At 32.2% G+C, this 18,430-nt stretch carries 14 protein-coding genes and 1 other RNA gene; 13 read left to right on the top strand and 2 right to left on the bottom strand.

The genetic code is table 11. The features are described from left to right. The first annotated feature begins 8 nt into the window (after window positions 1–8). From dtd to GVY01_RS05545, 6 genes are all read left to right on the top strand, one after another. Window positions 9–461, top strand: a complete 453-nt coding sequence (gene dtd, locus GVY01_RS05570; protein ID WP_017637067.1) for a D-aminoacyl-tRNA deacylase — start codon at window positions 9–11, stop codon at window positions 459–461. Then, window positions 458–1,333: an N-acetylmuramoyl-L-alanine amidase gene (locus tag GVY01_RS05565; RefSeq protein ID WP_017637068.1), complete on the top strand. Its 876-nt coding sequence runs from the start codon at window positions 458–460 to the stop codon at window positions 1,331–1,333. The genes dtd and GVY01_RS05565 overlap by 4 nt, the downstream gene beginning before the upstream one ends. 377 nt (window positions 1,334–1,710) lie before the next feature. Then, window positions 1,711–2,973 (top strand): histidine--tRNA ligase, encoded by a 1,263-nt coding sequence (hisS, locus tag GVY01_RS05560; RefSeq protein WP_017637069.1) that lies wholly within the window; start codon window positions 1,711–1,713, stop codon window positions 2,971–2,973. A gap of 15 nt (window positions 2,974–2,988) precedes the next feature. Beyond that, on the top strand, window positions 2,989–4,755 hold the full coding sequence (aspS, locus tag GVY01_RS05555) for an aspartate--tRNA ligase (protein ID WP_017637070.1): 1,767 nt from the start codon (window positions 2,989–2,991) through the stop codon (window positions 4,753–4,755). 129 nt (window positions 4,756–4,884) lie between these two features. Then, window positions 4,885–5,075, top strand: a non-coding RNA gene (gene ssrS / locus GVY01_RS05550) — 6S RNA. Between the two features lie 96 nt (window positions 5,076–5,171). After that, the gene (locus GVY01_RS05545) at window positions 5,172–5,948 is read left to right on the top strand and encodes a tRNA threonylcarbamoyladenosine dehydratase (RefSeq protein WP_017637071.1); all 777 of its coding nucleotides are present in this window, start codon (window positions 5,172–5,174) and stop codon (window positions 5,946–5,948) included. Window positions 5,949–6,026: 78 nt separating this feature from the next. On the opposite strand, the gene GVY01_RS05540 is transcribed toward GVY01_RS05545, so the two are convergent. Beyond that, window positions 6,027–7,298: a replication-associated recombination protein A gene (locus tag GVY01_RS05540; RefSeq protein ID WP_017637072.1), complete on the bottom strand. Its 1,272-nt coding sequence runs from the start codon at window positions 7,296–7,298 to the stop codon at window positions 6,027–6,029. An 83-nt stretch (window positions 7,299–7,381) separates the two neighbouring features. Here GVY01_RS05540 and cymR point away from each other — a divergent pair, with 83 nt between their 5' ends. Together cymR and GVY01_RS05530 are read left to right on the top strand one after the other, a co-directional pair. After that, on the top strand, window positions 7,382–7,804 hold the full coding sequence (gene cymR, locus GVY01_RS05535) for a cysteine metabolism transcriptional regulator CymR (protein ID WP_017637073.1): 423 nt from the start codon (window positions 7,382–7,384) through the stop codon (window positions 7,802–7,804). A gap of 435 nt (window positions 7,805–8,239) precedes the next feature. Beyond that, complete coding sequence (locus tag GVY01_RS05530; RefSeq protein WP_002451815.1) at window positions 8,240–8,389, top strand: SAS049 family protein; 150 nt, start codon at window positions 8,240–8,242, stop codon at window positions 8,387–8,389. Between the two features lie 103 nt (window positions 8,390–8,492). Here the strand turns inward: GVY01_RS05530 and GVY01_RS05525 are convergent, their stop codons facing one another. Beyond that, the gene (locus tag GVY01_RS05525) at window positions 8,493–9,500 is read right to left on the bottom strand and encodes an LLM class flavin-dependent oxidoreductase (protein ID WP_177244143.1); all 1,008 of its coding nucleotides are present in this window, start codon (window positions 9,498–9,500) and stop codon (window positions 8,493–8,495) included. 271 nt (window positions 9,501–9,771) lie between these two features. Here GVY01_RS05525 and GVY01_RS05520 point away from each other — a divergent pair, with 271 nt between their 5' ends. The 5 genes from GVY01_RS05520 (at window position 9,772) to alaS (ending at window position 18,383) form a co-directional block, all read left to right on the top strand. Continuing rightward, window positions 9,772–10,911: a cysteine desulfurase family protein gene (locus tag GVY01_RS05520; protein WP_017637075.1), complete on the top strand. Its 1,140-nt coding sequence runs from the start codon at window positions 9,772–9,774 to the stop codon at window positions 10,909–10,911. Window positions 10,912–10,913: 2 nt separating this feature from the next. Further along, window positions 10,914–12,032, top strand: coding sequence for a tRNA 2-thiouridine(34) synthase MnmA (gene mnmA, locus GVY01_RS05515; RefSeq protein ID WP_046466762.1), 1,119 nt, complete (start codon window positions 10,914–10,916; stop codon window positions 12,030–12,032). A gap of 215 nt (window positions 12,033–12,247) precedes the next feature. After that, the gene (locus GVY01_RS05510) at window positions 12,248–12,919 is read left to right on the top strand and encodes a tetratricopeptide repeat protein (protein ID WP_017637077.1); all 672 of its coding nucleotides are present in this window, start codon (window positions 12,248–12,250) and stop codon (window positions 12,917–12,919) included. A 1-nt stretch (window position 12,920) separates the two neighbouring features. Further along, window positions 12,921–15,392 (top strand): SF1B family DNA helicase RecD2, encoded by a 2,472-nt coding sequence (gene recD2 / locus GVY01_RS05505; RefSeq protein WP_159333670.1) that lies wholly within the window; start codon window positions 12,921–12,923, stop codon window positions 15,390–15,392. A 360-nt stretch (window positions 15,393–15,752) separates the two neighbouring features. After that, window positions 15,753–18,383 (top strand): alanine--tRNA ligase, encoded by a 2,631-nt coding sequence (gene alaS, locus GVY01_RS05500; protein WP_017637079.1) that lies wholly within the window; start codon window positions 15,753–15,755, stop codon window positions 18,381–18,383. The last annotated feature ends 47 nt before the right edge of the window (window positions 18,384–18,430 follow it).

Below are 18,430 nucleotides of genomic sequence, written 5' to 3'. Positions count from 1 at the left end.
AAAGAAAAATGAGAGTAGTTGTACAAAGAGTTTCAGAAGCTTCTGTATCAAATGACAACATTCACAATTCTATTAAAAAGGGTTATTGCTTATTAGTAGGTGTTGGTAAATCATCAACAGAAGCTGATGTGCAAGCAGTTGCCAAGAAGATTGCGAATGCTAGATTATTTGAAGATGAAAATGACAAACTGAATTTTAATATTCAACAAATTGAAGGAGAAATATTATCTATTTCACAATTCACTTTATATGCTGATGTGAAAAAAGGTAATCGTCCTGGCTTTTCAAATTCTAAATCACCTGATGAAGCAAATGAATTATATGAATCGTTCAATGAGGCATTAAGATCATATGGATTAAATGTGAAAACAGGTGAATTTGGAACACATATGAATGTAGAAATTCATAATGATGGTCCTGTTACAATCATTTATGAGAGTCAGGATGGCAAAGTAATATGAACAACTTGAGTAAATGGTTAACTAAAAGTTGGCAAAATAATCGCCTTACATTTATTGTTGTCATTTGTTTTGTGTTGTTTCTAATATTATTATTTATGTTCTTAAATTATAATGATGAAGATAATGGCACAATATCTATTACTGAAAGCGCAGAGTTGAGAACAGGACCAAATGCTGCTTATCCTGTTATCTATAAAATTGAAAAAGGCGATACCTTTGAAAAGATAGGTAAATCTGGGAAATGGATTGAAGTGAAGAATAAAGCTGGAGACAAAAAAGGTTGGGTTGCTGGTTGGCATACTAACTTAAATATCCATGCCGATAATTCTAAAAAATCTAATCCATTAAAAGGGAAAACGATTGTACTTGACCCTGGTCACGGTGGACGTGATCAGGGAGCTTCAAGTAATACTTCCTCAAAAAGTTTAGAAAAAGTATATACATTAAAAACTGCAAAAGAGTTAAAAGCATTACTTGAAAAAGAAGGTGCTCATGTAAAAATGACACGTTCTGATGATACATATGTGTCTTTGGATGATAGGAATATCAAAGGAGACGCTTTTATAAGCATACATAATGACTCGCTAGATTCCCCAAACGCTAACGGTGTAACTGTATATTGGTTACAAGATAACCAAGAATCACTAGCCCAAACACTTAGTAGTAGCATCCAAAAGAAATCCCTCCTTACAAATAAAGAAGCAAGGCAACAAAACTATCAAGTATTAAGACAAACGAATATTCCTGCAGTATTGTTAGAATTAGGTTATATTAGCAATCCAACAGATGAAGTTATGGTTAGAGATAAGTTACATAGACAAATTGTTGAAGAAGCAGTTGTTGACGGTCTAAAACAATATTTCTCATCATAGAACTTGCAAATCATTAGAAAACTCGTTATCATAATAATTGAATTATAAATAATAAACCGATTGTATTCTTGAAAGAATAAACAAAAGAGGTAGTATATAAATATATACGTAGAAATGTAACCCATAAGGCTGAAAGGTTACACTGAGTAGTTTATGACTTTGAACACAAGAAGAGGTGCTTTATTCCAAAGTAAAGCCGGGTAACGTACGTTAAACGTTTTGAGTGGATTTGAGACAATTATGTCTAAATCAATTAGGGTGGCAACACGGATATTCGTCCCTTGTGTAGTATTAAATACTATGCAAGGGCTTTTTTATTTAATTTTTTAAATTTATAACGAAATAAACGTGCTCAGTATTAGTAAAGGAGATAAAATATGATTAAAATTCCAAGAGGAACACAAGATATATTACCTGAAGATTCAATCAAATGGCGTTATATTGAGAACAAACTTGATCAATTAATGGAACTATACAACTATCAAGAAATTAGAACGCCTATTTTTGAAAGCACTGAACTTTTTGCTAGAGGTGTGGGAGATTCTACTGACGTCGTTCAAAAAGAAATGTACACATTTAAAGATAAAGGTGACCGTAGCATTACATTAAGACCTGAAGGGACAGCTGGTGTAGTTCGTTCTTATATTGAACATAAAATGCAAGGTAACCCAAATCAACCTGTGAAGTTATATTATAATGGTCCAATGTTCCGATATGAACGTAAACAAAAAGGTCGTTATCGTCAATTTAACCAATTTGGTGTTGAGGCAATTGGTTCAGAAAATCCAAGTATTGATGCTGAAGTATTAGCGATGGTTATGCATATATATGAATCTTTTGGTTTAAAACATTTGAAGTTAGCGATTAATAGTATTGGTGATAGTGATTCTCGTAAAGAATATAACGAAGCGTTAGTAAAACATTTCGAACCAGTTATCGGTGACTTTTGTCAAGATTGTCAATCACGATTACACTCTAATCCAATGAGAATATTGGATTGTAAAGTTGATAGAGACAAAGAGGCAGTTAAAAATGCTCCACGTATTACTGATTTTTTAAACGAGGATTCTAAAGCATATTATGAGCAAGTAAAAAAACATTTAGATGATTTAGGTATTCCTTACGTAGAAGATCCTAATTTAGTACGTGGATTAGATTATTATACTCATACAGCATTTGAATTGATGATGGATAACCCTAATTATGACGGTGCAATTACAACGCTTTGTGGTGGCGGACGTTATAATGGTCTTCTTGAATTATTAGGTGGACCAAGTCAAACAGGTATTGGCTTTGCATTAAGTATTGAAAGATTACTTCTAGCATTGGAAGAAGAATGCATTGAACTAGATGTTGAAAATGAATTTGATTTATTTGTAGTAACTATGGGAGAAGCTGCAGATCGATATGCAGTTAAGTTACTTAATCAGCTACGTAAAAATGGTGTTAAAGCAGATAAAGATTATATGAACAGAAAAATTAAAGGACAAATGAAACAAGCTGACCGATTAAATGCGAAATATACTATTGTAATTGGTGATCAAGAATTAGAAAACAATCAAATTGATATTAAAAATATGGAAACCGGTGAATCTGAATCAATACAATTAGATCAAATTGTTGATTATTTTCATAAATAGAAAGGGAGTTTTAAAATGAGTAAGCGAACAACATATTGTGGATTAGTTACAGAGAACTTATTAAACGAAAAAGTAACTTTAAAGGGATGGGTTCATAACAGACGTGACTTAGGTGGATTAATTTTTATTGATTTAAGAGATAGAGAAGGTATAGTACAAATTGTGTTTAATCCAGACTTTTCTCAAGAAGCATTAAATATTGCAGAAACTGTTAGATCAGAATATATCGTAGAAGTACAAGGTGTAGTTACTAAACGTGATGCTGAAACAGTAAACCCTAAAATAAAAACAGGTCAAGTGGAAGTGCAGGTTGAAAATATTGAAATTATCAATAAATCTGAAACACCACCATTTTCAATTAATGAAGAAAATACAAATGTAGATGAAAATATAAGATTAAAATATAGATATTTAGATTTACGTCGACAAGAACTAGCACAAACTTTTAAAATGAGACATCAAACAACACGTTCAATTCGTCAATACCTAGATGAAAGTGGATTCTATGATATTGAAACACCAGTTTTAACAAAATCAACGCCAGAAGGTGCAAGAGACTATTTAGTACCTTCTCGTGTACATGATGGTGAATTTTATGCATTACCACAATCACCACAGCTATTTAAACAATTATTAATGATTAGTGGTTTTGACAAATATTATCAAATCGTAAAATGTTTCCGTGATGAAGATTTACGTGCTGACCGTCAACCTGAGTTCACTCAAGTCGATATAGAAATGAGTTTTGTTGATCAAGAAGATGTTATGGCTATGGGTGAAGAAATGTTACGTAAAGTCGTAAAAGATGTTAAAGGTATTGATGTTGAAGGCCCATTCCCACGCATGACTTATGAAGAAGCGATGAATCGTTATGGATCAGATAAACCTGATACACGTTTTGATATGGAATTAATTAATGTTTCACAATTAGGTCATGAAATGGACTTTAAAGTATTTAAAGATACAGTTGAAAACAATGGAGAAATAAAATCTATTGTAGCTAAAGGTGCTGCAGAACAATATACTCGTAAAGATATGGATGCATTAACAGAGTTTGTTAACATATACGGTGCTAAAGGATTAGCTTGGGTTAAAGTAACGGAAGAAGGTTTAACAGGACCTATTGCACGTTTCTTTGAAGACAAAGATGCTGAATTATTAAAATCACTTACTGATGCAGAAGCTGGAGACCTAGTTATGTTTGTAGCTGACAAACCTGAAGTGGTAGCACAAAGTTTAGGTGCATTACGTATTAAACTTGCAAAAGAATTAGGCTTGATTGATGAAACGAAATTAAACTTCTTATGGGTAACTGATTGGCCATTATTAGAATATGATGATGAAAGCAAACGTTATGTAGCAGCGCATCATCCATTCACATCACCTAAGAAAGAAGATATTGATAAATTAGATTCTGAACCTGAAAATGCCCAAGCTAATGCATATGATATTGTATTAAATGGATATGAATTAGGCGGAGGTTCTATTAGAATTCACAACGGTGAATTACAAGAAAAAATGTTTGAAGTATTAGGATTTACCAAAGAACAAGCGCAAGAACAATTTGGTTTCTTACTTGATGCATTCAAATATGGTGCACCACCACATGGCGGTATTGCGTTAGGTTTAGATAGATTAGTTATGCTATTAACTAATAGAACTAATCTTAGAGATACAATTGCTTTCCCTAAAACAGCGTCAGCTACTTGTTTATTAACAGATGCTCCGGGAGAAGTGTCAGATAAACAATTAGAAGAATTATCACTACGTATTAGACATTAATTGATAAACTATTAAGATTTATCATTTATCGTTTATGTCTAATTATTGACTTAACAAAAATGATTAAAAAAATACGAAGTTGATTAATTCCTTTATCATGAGATTTGTGGTAATATAATGACATAAGATAGTCATCTGTGATGTTCGTAAGTTTGCTTTTTATTTGGGCCTAACACTCTTTGATCAGGGAGCCCAATAGGTTTTCATGCAGCGCACACGCCTCATTTGGAGGACTTGCAAAACATGAAACAGGGCACCCACCTGTATAAAACAGGCCGAATGATCAAGCTATTTATAACTACGACATCTACGGACTCTATCGGTACGCAAGACTTAGGTCTTGCGTATTTTTATTTTTAAATTAAAATAATATATACATAACATAAAAGTAGATTGTTTAGTTAAAGGAGATTAAAATGAAACATCAATTTTCTAGAAATGAATTAGCTGTAGGACAAGAAGGACTTGAATTATTAAAAAGTAAAACAGTAGCCGTATTAGGCGTTGGTGGAGTAGGGTCTTTCGCTGCTGAAGCATTAGCCAGAACAAATATTGGTCATATCATTTTAATTGATAAAGATGATGTTGATATTACAAATGTCAATCGTCAAATTCATGCACTTACATCTACAATTGGACAAAGTAAAGTAACACTTATGGAAGAACGAATTAAGCAAATTAATCCAGACTGTAAGGTAACTTCACTACATATGTTCTACACTGAAGAAACTTATGAAGAGATTTTTAATAATTATGATATAGATTACTTTATTGATGCGAGTGATACAATTATTTATAAAGTACATTTAATGAAAGAGTGCCTTGAAAGAGGTATCGACATGATTTCCAGCATGGGTGCGGCTAATAAAATTGATCCAACTCGTTTCCAAATAGCAGATATTTCTAAGACACATACTGATCCAATGGCAAAGGTAATTAGAAATAGATTAAAACGACTTGGGATTCGTAGTGGAATTAAAGTCGTCTTTTCAGATGAAAGTCCGATAGTTATACGTGAAGATGTAAAAGAAACAGTTGGCGATAAAAATGCAATTAATAGAAAAGGGCAAATGCCACCATCATCAAATGCATATGTACCTAGTGTCGTTGGGTTAATATGTTCAAGCTACGTTATTAACGATATTTTAAAAGATATTCCATTGAGACGTATTAAAGATAAAGGACAATACTAATAATCGTATTAGGTATAAAATAAAAAGATAGCTCATTCATACGTAATTAATACGTTGAAGAAGAGCTATCTTTTTTGTTTATTTTGACTGATTCAATAAATTTTCATAAATGGCTTTAAATTGTTGTTCGCTTTTAGAGGTAGTTTTAGGTTCATAATAAATTCGATTTTTAAGTATATCAGGTAAATACTGTTGTACAACATGACCGTTTTCATAATTGTGCGGATATTTGTATCCAGTTGCACGTCCTAATTCTTTTGCACCAGCATAATGACCATCTTTTAAGTAATCGGGGATTTGACCTACTTTACCTTGTCTAATATCACTTAATGCTTTATCAATTGCAGATATACCTGAGTTAGATTTAGGTGATAAACATAATTCAATCACAGCTTGGCTTAATGGTATTCTTGCTTCAGGAAAACCTAAACGTTCAGCTGATTGAATTGCAGCTAATGTTCGGTGACCCGCATTAGGTGAAGCAAGTCCTACATCTTCATAACTTATAACTAAAAGTCGTCTTACAATTGTTGGTAAATCACCAGCTTCAATAAGACGTGCTAGATAATGTAATGCCGCATTGACATCACTACCCCGAATAGATTTTTGAAATGCACTCATAACATCATAGTGCATATCGCCATCTTTATCACTTACAAATGCACCTTTTTGTAAACAATCTTTAGCATCTTGCAAAGTTATATGACGTGATCCGTCTTTTTCAGAAGCACTTAAAACCGCTAATTCTAATGCATTTAATGCACTTCTAACATCGCCTTGACTCTGAGTTGAAAAGTATGTCATTGCATCCTCATCTACAATAGGAGAATAAGACTTAAGGCCTCTCTCTTTATCTTCTAACGCTCTATTCAAAGCGATATGAACATCATCATCGTTCAATGGATAAAGTTCAAAAATTTGAGCTCTAGAACGTATTGCTGGATTGATGGCATGATATGGATTTGAAGTTGTAGCACCAATCAAGACAATTTTCCCATTTTCTAAATGAGGTAATAGAAAATCTTGTTTTGCTTTATCTAAACGATGGATTTCATCTAATAACAAAATCACTTGTCCAGACATTTTTGCTTCATCAACAACCATTTGCATATCTTTTTTAGTGTTTGTTACAGCATTTAATTGTCTAAATTTATATTGAGTACTACCGGCAATAGCTTTAGCAATACTTGTTTTTCCTATTCCAGGAGGACCATAAAAAATCATTGAAGAAAGTCGTTTAGTATCAACCATCCTTCTTATGATACCTGTTGGTCCAACTAAATGTTGTTGTGATATAATTTCATCTATATTAGTAGGTCTCATCCTAGACGCTAAAGGTTCAGTATTCACATTTGTCACACCTTTCTAATATAATCTTAACGTAAAAAATGGTAAAATGGGAATAAATAATTCGAATTAAGTGAGGTTATACAATGAAAATATCAACAAAAGGGAGATATGGTTTAACTTTAATGATTTCTCTTGCTAAAAGAGAAGGACAAGGGTGTGTATCATTAAAAACCATTGCGGAAGAAAATAATTTAAGTGATTTATATTTAGAACAACTTGTGGGACCCTTAAGAAATGCTGGATTAATTCGAAGCGTTCGTGGTGCTAAAGGTGGTTATCAATTAAGACTACCATCAGAAGAAATTACAGCTGGTGATATAATCAGATTGCTAGAAGGGCCTATTACTTTTGTGGAAAGTATTGAATCAGAACCACCAGCACAAAAACAATTATGGATCAGAATGAGAGATGCAGTTCGTGACGTATTAGATAATACAACACTTCAATACCTAGCGGAATACAAAGAAACCGACCAAAACCTCGACGGTTATATGTTTTATATATAGGGACCCAGCAGAGAGAAACTGACGTGTCAGTTTCAACAAGCAAAGCCAGCTGGGCAAGGGACCCTTCACAAAGAAATTGGTAAAACCAATTTCAACGAGCAAAGCAAGAAGGGCAAGGGACCCACCAAAGAATTTTTCAAAAACATACATGAAACAGTGATTACCTATACTCTATAATCCGAATGTTACTTATAAGAAACAAAATGTATAATCTGAGTTTCTTATATAATAAGTCTTATCTTTCGAACCAAAATCTAAAAAAATATAAATTTTTTGGTTTTATATGTTTAGTTCTATAGACAAGTGGTATTTATGGAATATACATCACATAAGTTGTTGAATTAATTAAATTAACAACATATAAGATGTATTTAAGTTAAAATTAAACTTTTAACAAAATACAAATTTGTTCAAAATCGAAAGGAGCTTTTATTTATGGGATTCATGGATAAAGCAAAAGACGCAGCAGAAAAATTCAAAAACAGTGATAATGAGCAAGTAAACAAAGCGAAAGACACTATTAACGAGTATACTGATACTGGTAAAGGTGACAAAGATAAAAAAGAAGACAAAGACGATAAATAATCGTTTAAAATATTTTTTAGAGATAGCATTCAATGCTATCTCTTTTTTTATAGAAAAAAGGAGTAAGGCAAATCTAAAATGCCTTACTCCTTATGAATTTATATTACATTGCATCAATAATATGTTTGAATTTTTGATATGAATCATATTGTTTTTGTTGATCGTAAATATAACTTACACCCATAATTTCATCAATATCTCCATAGTAATCAATGAAATCTTTAAGTTTTTGTTTAACTGTGCTTTCAGACCCAATTAAAGAGGATTTAATTCTTTGTTTGGCCATTTCTAATTCTCTTGGTGTTAAAATTTGATCTAATTCATTTGTTGGTGGTTGAACAGGTTGCATTTTACCTCTCGTAATACTAACCATAACCTGAGCCATTGAAGTAGCTAGATACTCAGCTTCTTCATCAGTATCACCTATAATTACGTTTAATCCTATAATGACATAAGGTTCACTTAATACATCAGATGGTTCAAACAATTCTTTATAAATTTCAATAGCTTCTTTCATCTGTTGTGGTGCAAAATGACCTGCAAATACATAAGGTAATCCTCTTCTAGCTGCAACATGTGCAGAATCAGTAGATGATCCAAGTATATAAAGAGGGACATTTTTATTAACTGCTGGATAAGCACGTACATATGCTTGTTGATTTGCTGGACCAAAATATGTTTGTAATTGATCTACTTCTTCTGGAAATTGATATACGCCATTATGTTGGTCTCGACGTAGCGCGCTTGCTGTCATCATATCAGTACCCGGCGCTCTACCTAAACCTAAATCAACTCGATTTGGAAATAAAGTAGCCATCGTACCAAATTGTTCTGCGACTATGAGTGGTGCATGGTTAGGTAACATAATGCCACCAGAACCAACTTTTATAGATTGAGTATGCTCTAAAGTATGTTGGATTAATAATGCTGTGGCAGAACTTACTAAATTTGGTGCGTTATGATGTTCTGCTATCCAATAGCGTTCATAACCAAAATCTTCCAATTGTTGTGCCAATGAAATCATATCATTTAAAGCTTCTCTATCTTCTTGTCCTTCTCTGATAGGGACAAGGTTTAATGCGGAAACCTTTAAGTTATTCAAATTGATCATGCCTCCATAGTAAAAATAGTATATGAAGTATAACAATGTTTATTTGATTAAAATAATAAACTGCTCATATGTATTTTAGTCTCTTGATTTTGATTGAAAAATAGAATATTAATGATTCATAAATATCATGGGTAGTATACGTAATAATAATTTCAACTAATTATGGATAATGTTAAAATTAAAGTAACTATTAATCAAACAGATAGGTAGAAAAATAGTTTTCTAGGTGCTATTATAGGAACATTGATAATTTTGTGAGGAGTGTCAAAACATGGAAGTATATGCAGATTATGCTGCAACAACCCCAGTTAAACCTGAAGTAGTAGATTCTATGATGAACATATATCAAACTCATTATGGGAATCCATCTTCTATTCATTCAATTGGTAGAGATGCCCGTAAATATTTAGATGAGTCTCGCCGAACAGTAGCACAATGTTTAGGTGCAAAAGCTAACGAAGTGATTTTTACTAGTGGTGCAACGGAATCTAATAATACTGCAATAAAAGGGCTAGTAAAAGCTAATGAGCACATTGGTAATCATTTAATTACAACAAAAATTGAGCATCACTCCGTACTAAATGTATTTGAACAATTAGAACGAGAAGGATATGACGTAACATATTTAGACGTTGATGATACTGGTGCAATAGATTTAGATCAATTAGAAGAAGTGATTACAGATAAGACAATTCTAGTGTCTATCATGTTTGTTAACAACGAAGTAGGTACTGTTCAACAAATGTATGATATAGAAGATATTGTTACAGCTACAAATGCATTATTCCATGTAGATGCAGTTCAAGCAATCGGTCATTTAGATATTAATTTTGACGATTTTAAATTTGATACAATGAGTGTCACGGGTCATAAATTTGGTGGACCTAAAGGTGTTGGTGCGCTATTAGTTAGAGAGAATACTCCGATACAGTATAGTCAACTTGGAGGAGAACAAGAAACTAAACGTCGTGCTGGTACAGAAAACTTAGCGCAAATTGTCGGCTTTGCAAAAGCAATTGAACTTGCTGAACAACATAGAGATGAAAATAATATTCATTTAATGAATTTAAAAGAATTATTTTTAGTTAGCTTACAAGAACGTGCTATTCCATTTGAACTTAATGGTTCAATGGTAGATACAACGGGTCATATTATAAATTTATATTTTCCATTTATTGATGTTGAAACAATGTTAACTTTATTAGACTTAAGTCAGATTTATGTATCATCTGGCTCAGCTTGTACAGCAGGTTCAACTACTCCGTCACATGTATTAGCTGCAATGTACGAAGATGAAGAACGTGCTAAACATTCTGTAAGATTTAGCTTTAACGAAATGACTACCGAACAAGAAGTCAAATATATAGTTGCAGAAATTCATAAAATATACCATAAATTTAAGGAGGAATAGTAGTGACAAATAAAGATACTCGCGTAGTCGTTGGTATGTCTGGTGGCGTAGATAGTTCAGTAACAGCATATCTGTTAAAAGAACAAGGCTATGATGTTATAGGTATTTTCATGAAAAATTGGGACGATACCGATGAAAATGGTGTATGTACTGCAACAGAAGATTATAATGATGTCATTGAAGTTTGTAACCAAATTGGCATTCCATATTATGCAGTTAACTTTGAACAAGAGTATTGGGATAAAGTGTTCACCTACTTTTTAGATGAATATAAAAAAGGGCGTACACCAAATCCTGACGTTATGTGTAATAAAGAAATTAAATTCAAAGCCTTTCTAGAACATGCACTGAAATTAGGTGCAGATTATGTAGCAACAGGTCATTATGCAAGAATAAGAAGACATGGCGATGGACATGTTGAAATGTTAAGAGGCGTTGATAATAATAAAGATCAAACTTATTTCTTAAATCAACTTTCACAGCAACAGCTTTCAAAAGTGATGTTCCCAATAGGTGATATTGAGAAAAAACGCGTGCGTGAAATTGCTGAAGAACAAAACTTAGCTACAGCTAAAAAGAAAGATTCTACAGGAATTTGTTTTATAGGTGAAAGAAACTTCAAAACATTCTTATCACAATATTTACCAGCTCAATCAGGTGATATGGTGACATTAGATGGTAAAAAAATGGGTACACATAGTGGATTAATGTACTACACTATCGGTCAACGACATGGTTTAGGTATCGGTGGAGACGGTGATCCTTGGTTTGTAGTAGGTAAAAATTTAGAAGATAATGTCCTTTATGTAGAACAAGGATTCCATCATGAGGCATTATACAGTGACTATTTAATTGCTTCAGATGTTTCATTTGTTAATGAAAATGAAATTGATTTAGAGCAAGGATTTTACTGTACTGCTAAATTTAGATACCGTCAAAAAGATACAAAAGTATTTGTACAACGTGAAAATGACGAAGCCATTAGAGTAACTTTCAATGAACCAGTTAGAGCTATCACACCTGGTCAAGCAGTTGTATTTTATAATGAAGAAGTTTGTCTTGGTGGTGCAACAATTGATGATGTATATAAAACATCAGGTCAATTAAGTTATGTTGTGTAAAAATCAGCCATTAATTCATAGAAATGTTTCTTTGAATTAGTGGCTTTTTAATATGAATGATTATGGTAGTGTTCGACCATTTGAGAACATGACTATTCATTTATATAAAAATACATAAAGTGGTAAAATATGATTAAAATAAAAGTTTGAACTTGAAATGAAATCTTATAATACCTATATCATTATTTAAGAATTAAGGAGATGTAATTTTAAATATGATAGATCAAAAAACGATATATCAATTTATCAAAGAAGGCCAATTAGAAGAAGCATTAAAAGCTTTGTTTGATAATATAGAAGAAGATCCATCAATTACTGAAAATTATATTAATGCTGGTATTGTATTGGCAGATGTTGGTGAAATTGAGAAATCTGAGCGATTTTTTCAAAAAGCAATAACGATTGATTCAGAAAATGGAGCAATATATTATAATTTAGGTAACGTATATTACAATCAAGGTAGATATAATGAAGCGATTAAGTTATACCAACAAGCTATGAAATATGATGTGGAACCTGTAGATTGTAACTATATGATTGGAATGGCTTTTAATCAATTAAATGCTCATAAAGAGGCACTACCATTTTTAATGACAGCAGCCGAAAAAGATCAACAACACGATACAGAAGTACAGTTTCAGTATGGATTAGTATTGTGTCAGCTAGAAATGTTTGATGCTGCAATAACACAATTAAACTATGTGTTGTCATTGGATTCATCACATGTAGATGCGATTTACAATCTAGGACTGGCTACTTACATGAAGAATGAAGTTATAAATGAAGCGATAGCATATTTTAAGCAAGCAGTTGAGATTGATCCAGAACATTTACTAAGTCAACATGCTTTAAAAACATTTTCAACTATGCAAGAAGAGGAGGAGTAATATGACTGACCCTACACTATTTGATTATTCAATGATAAAAGGCACTGTAGAAGCGATTTTGTTTCAAAATAGTGATAATTACTATACAGTTTTGAAGGTGGATGCCATTGAGACAAACGAATCATTTGATACAATGCCAACAGTGGTAGGGTTTCTTCCTAATGTTGTTGAAGGTGATGTATATACATTTAAAGGACAAACGGTTGAGCATCCAAGATATGGTAAACAATTAAAAGCCGAAACATTCGAAAAAGAATTACCACAAACTAAAGATGCAATCATCAGTTACTTATCAAGTGATTTATTTAAAGGAATAGGTAAAAAAACAGCACAAAACATCGTAAATACTTTAGGTGAAAATGCGATTAATGACATTTTAAACGACGCTAGTGTTCTTGAAAAAGTACCTAGCTTGCCTAAGAAAAAGCAAAAGCAAATTGCTGAACAAATTGCTTCTAATCAAGAATCTGAAAAAGTCATGATTAGATTACATGATTTAGGTTTTGGTCCAAAATTAGCTAGTTCTATTTATCAATATTACGGTGCAGAAACGTTAAGTGTATTAGACAAAAATCCATATCAACTTGTCTATGATATTAAAGGCATTGGTTTTAGTAAAGCTGATCAATTAGCACAAAAAATAGGAATTAAATTTGATGACCCTGAACGTTTAAAAGCAGGTTTATTATTTACGTTAGAGGAAGAATGTATTAAACAAGGACATACTTATATACCTAATGATCAAATTATTGCAGCAACTTTTAATGTTTTAACACAAAATAATAATAATGATGATAACCAAATTAATCATGAACATTTACAAACAATGTTATTACAACTGAATGAAGAAAAAAGATTAATTGTAGATAAAGAAAAAATATCGATTCCAAGTCTTTACTATTCAGAATTAAAAAGTGTTCAAAACTTATATAGAATTAAAACTCATACTACAAAATTAAAAGAAATAGAACAATCTGATTTACAATTACATATAGGTGATATCGAAACAAATAATGAAGTGAGCTATGCTGCTTCACAAAAAGATGCATTACAAACGGCTATAAATTCTAAAATTATGTTACTAACTGGTGGACCGGGAACAGGGAAGACAACAGTTATAAAAGGAATAGTGGAATTATATGCAGAGGTGCACGGAATATCTTTAGACTACGATGACTATCAAGAAGATGATTATCCAGTTGTACTAGCAGCACCAACAGGTAGAGCTTCAAAAAGATTACAAGAATCTACTGGATTAGAAGCCATGACGATTCATAGATTGATTGGATGGAATCAAGATACCCAACCTGAAGATATTTTGGATAATGAAATTAATGCGCGTTTGATTATAATTGATGAAATGTCAATGGTTGATACTTGGCTATTCCATCAATTCTTAAGTGCAGTGCCATTAGATGCTCAAATTATTCTTGTAGGAGATGAAGACCAACTTCCTTCTGTTGGACCTGGACAAGTCTTTAAAGATTTAATAGACTCAAATACGATTCCAAGGGTTAATTTAACTGAGGTATATAGACAACAAGATGGATCTAGTATTATAGAATTGGCACATCGCATGAAGTTAGGACAACCAATTGATATTACACAACGATTCCATGACAGAAGTTTTATTAATTGTGGTACAGAACAAATACCTAATGTAGTTGAGAAAGTCGTAAACAGTGCGGTAAATAAAGGATATGACATGAGTGATATTCAAGTACTAGCACCAATGTATAAAGGTAATGCAGGTATTAAAAGGTTAAATCAAATATTACAATCTATTCTAAATCCAAAAGAAAAAGATACTAGAGAAATCGAATTTGGCGATGTTGTCTTTAGAAAAGGAGATAAAGTTCTACAATTAGTTAATCGTCCTAATGATAATATCTTTAACGGGGACATTGGCGTAATTGTTGGTATTTTCTGGGCAAAAGAAAATGCTTTAAACAAGGATGTACTAGTCGTAGACTTTGAAGGAAATGAAATTACTTTTACAAGACAGGATATGCTCGAATTAACCCATGCATACTGTACATCTATCCATAAATCTCAAGGTTCAGAATTTCCAATCGTGATTATGCCTATAGTTAAACAATATTTTAGAATGCTACAAAGACCTATTTTATATACTGGTTTAACAAGAGCGAAACAATCATTAGTATTATTAGGTGATCCCCAAGCGTTTGATATCGGTCTTAACACAAACGGTCAGAAAAGATTAACGCAATTATTTACTTTATTAAAACAATACTTTACTGAAGAAAAATCCTATGATTTATCTTTAACTGAAGAGAATAATGAGTCAAATGATTCACAAGGTATACATTATGAAGATGATGTTTCAGATGAAAATGATGAAAATGATTCAGACAAGGCTATGACTATAGAATTAACTGAAGAAACAATATATCAAATTGATCCTATGATTAATATGGGAGAAACTTCACCGTATGATTTCGCTAATCGTTGACATTTGAAAACAATAAAATTAAAATAAACTTAAGTTCGCATAAAGACGAGTAAACAATTTTGAATTTTAAGAGATGTGCTGGTTGGTGGAAAGCACAATTAAAATTGTTGAACGCTACTTTGTGTCAATTTAAATATGTGACTAAAGTGATAAGTAAAGGTTAGCATGGAATAATTGATTAAAATTCATATTCTAATAAATGCAGTATTAATCCTAACCGTAATAACTTATAACTAGGGTGGTACCGCGACAACGTTCGTCCCTTTTGTGGATGAACGTTTTTTGTTTACCTTATAACACTAGTGTCCAATATAAACTTAATAAAAATGTGTATGAACTAAATATAGGGAGTGTACGTGGATGAAAAATTTAAAAGCAAGCGAAATTAGACAAAAATATTTAGACTTCTTTGTTGAAAAAGGTCATATGGTTGAACCATCTGCACCATTAGTACCTATCGATGATGATAGTTTACTTTGGATTAACTCTGGAGTTGCAACTTTAAAAAAATATTTCGATGGTCGAGAAACACCTAAGAAACCAAGAATTGTTAACTCACAAAAGGCTATTCGTACGAATGATATTGAAAATGTAGGTTTCACAGCAAGACACCATACTTTCTTTGAAATGCTAGGTAATTTCTCAATTGGTGACTATTTTAAGAAAGAAGCTATAGAATTTGCATGGGAATTTTTAACAAGCGATAAATGGATGGGTATGGAGCCAGAAAAATTATACGTCACAATACATCCAGAAGATACAGAAGCTTATAAAATTTGGAACGAACAAATTGGCTTAGAAGAAAGTCGAATTATTCGTATAGAAGGTAACTTTTGGGATATTGGTGAAGGACCTTCTGGACCTAATACTGAAATTTTCTATGATCGCGGTAATGATTTTGGCCAAGATGATCCAGAAGAGGAAATGTATCCAGGTGGAGAAAACGAACGCTATTTAGAAGTGTGGAATTTAGTGTTTAGTGAATTTAATCATAATAAAGATCATACTTATACACCACTTCCAAATAAAAATATTGATACCGGCATGGGATTAGAACGTATGACTTCTATCTCACAAAATGTACGTACAAATTATGAAACAGATTTATTTATGCCAATAATTAATGAAGTCGAAGAAGTGTCAGGTAAAAAATACCTTCAAAAAGATGAGCAAGATGTAGCGTTTAAAGTTATAGCTGACCATATTAGAACTATTTCATTTGCAATTGCTGATGGTGCTTTACCAGCAAATGAAGGACGTGGCTATGTATTACGTAGATTATTGCGTAGAGCAGTAAGATTTAGCCAAACATTAGATATCAATGAGCCATTTATGTATAAATTAGTTGATATTGTTGCGGATATCATGGAACCTTATTATCCAAATGTCAAAGATAAAAGTGATTTTATTAAACGCGTTATCAAATCAGAAGAAGAAAGATTCCATGAAACACTTGAAGAAGGTCTTTCAATTTTAAATGGATTTATTAGTAAAGCCAAAGAAACTAATAATGAAATTAATGGTAAAGATGCTTTTAAATTATATGATACGTATGGCTTCCCAATTGAACTTACTGAAGAGTTAGCAATTCAAGAAGGTTTAACTGTTGATATGGCTACATTTGAAGCAGAAATGCAACAACAACGTGATAGAGCACGTCAAGCTCGCCAAAATTCACAATCTATGCAAGTTCAAAGTGAAGTATTAAAAAATATTACTACTGAAAGTCACTTTGTTGGTTATGATACTACAGATTATCAAACAGAATTGATTCACCTTATTGAAAATGGAGAAGAAGTTGAAAAAGCAGATGCTGGTGAAACAATTTACTTCATGTTAAAAGACACACCATTTTATGCAGTGAGTGGTGGACAAGTAGCTGATAATGGTACTGTTAGTAATGAGCATTTTGAAATTTTAGTGACTGAAGTTACTAAGGCACCTAATGGTCAAAATTTACACAAAGGTGAAATTCAATTTGGTCAAGTAACAAAAGGTGCACAAGTTGATGCTAGTGTGAACAAAGATGAACGTCGTTCTATCCAAAAAAACCATAGTGCCACACACTTATTGCACGCTGCTTTAAAAGAAGTTTTAGGTGACCATGTTAACCAAGCAGGTTCATTAGTAGCACCAGACCGTTTAAGATTCGACTTCTCTCATTTTGGACAAATGACTCAAGATGAAATTGATCAGGTTGAAAGACGTGTCAATGAAGAAATCTGGAGAGGTATTTCTGTTCATATTCAAGAAATGGGAATTAATGAAGCTAAAGAAATGGGTGCAATGGCACTGTTTGGTGAAAAATATGGTGATATTGTAAGAGTCGTTAATATGGCACCATTTTCAATAGAATTATGTGGTGGTATTCACGTAGACAATACTGCTGAAATTGGTTTATTCAAAATTGTTAGTGAATCTGGTACTGGTGCAGGTGTTAGACGTATCGAAGCATTAACAGGAAAATCAGCGTTCTTATATTTAGAACATATCCAAACTCAATTCAATATTATTAAAGATCAAGTTAAAGTGAAAACAGATGATCAAGTTGTAGACAAAATTACTCAATTACAAGAAGAAGAAAAGAACTTATTAAAACGTTTAGAACAACGTGATAAAGAAATTACAAATCTTAAAATGGGTAATATCGAAGATCAAGTAGAAACAATAAATGGTTTTAAAGTATTGGCAACAGAAGTTGAAGTACCTAATGCTAAAGCAATTCGCTCAACTATGGACGACTTTAAATCAAAATTACAAGACACTATTATCGTCTTAGCAAGTAATGTAGATGGTAAAGTTTCTATTATAGCTACAGTTCCTAAAACTCATACAGATCAAATTAAAGCAGGTGACATCATTAAAAATATGGCACCAATCGTTGGTGGTAAAGGTGGTGGCCGTCCAGATATGGCTCAAGGTGGCGGTACTCAACCTGAAAATATCACAGAATCATTACGCTTTATTAAAGATTACATTAAAAATATGTAATTTTAGTTACAGTTCGTGTAGAATAAAATGGAATCAATTTATGAATT

The organism is Staphylococcus sp. 8AQ (genome assembly GCF_902506595.1).
Taxonomy (GTDB): domain Bacteria; phylum Bacillota; class Bacilli; order Staphylococcales; family Staphylococcaceae; genus Staphylococcus; species Staphylococcus pasteuri.
Note: the sequence above shows the minus strand (reverse complement) of the source record. Positions and strands in the feature narration are given on the sequence as shown.

Bases quoted from the DNA above. Each gene is read 5' to 3' on its own strand.
- dtd (WP_017637067.1), top strand. From the start codon at position 9: ATGAGAGTAGTTGTACAAAGAGTTTCAGAAGCTTCTGTATCAAATGAC.
- GVY01_RS05565 (WP_017637068.1), top strand. From the start codon at position 458: ATGAACAACTTGAGTAAATGGTTAACTAAAAGTTGGCAAAATAATCGC.
- hisS (WP_017637069.1), top strand. From the start codon at position 1,711: ATGATTAAAATTCCAAGAGGAACACAAGATATATTACCTGAAGATTCA.
- aspS (WP_017637070.1), top strand. From the start codon at position 2,989: ATGAGTAAGCGAACAACATATTGTGGATTAGTTACAGAGAACTTATTA.
- GVY01_RS05545 (WP_017637071.1), top strand. From the start codon at position 5,172: ATGAAACATCAATTTTCTAGAAATGAATTAGCTGTAGGACAAGAAGGA.
- cymR (WP_017637073.1), top strand. From the start codon at position 7,382: ATGAAAATATCAACAAAAGGGAGATATGGTTTAACTTTAATGATTTCT.
- GVY01_RS05530 (WP_002451815.1), top strand. From the start codon at position 8,240: ATGGGATTCATGGATAAAGCAAAAGACGCAGCAGAAAAATTCAAAAAC.
- GVY01_RS05525 (WP_177244143.1), bottom strand. From the start codon at position 9,500: ATGATCAATTTGAATAACTTAAAGGTTTCCGCATTAAACCTTGTCCCT.
- GVY01_RS05520 (WP_017637075.1), top strand. From the start codon at position 9,772: ATGGAAGTATATGCAGATTATGCTGCAACAACCCCAGTTAAACCTGAA.
- GVY01_RS05510 (WP_017637077.1), top strand. From the start codon at position 12,248: ATGATAGATCAAAAAACGATATATCAATTTATCAAAGAAGGCCAATTA.
- recD2 (WP_159333670.1), top strand. From the start codon at position 12,921: ATGACTGACCCTACACTATTTGATTATTCAATGATAAAAGGCACTGTA.
- alaS (WP_017637079.1), top strand. From the start codon at position 15,753: ATGAAAAATTTAAAAGCAAGCGAAATTAGACAAAAATATTTAGACTTC.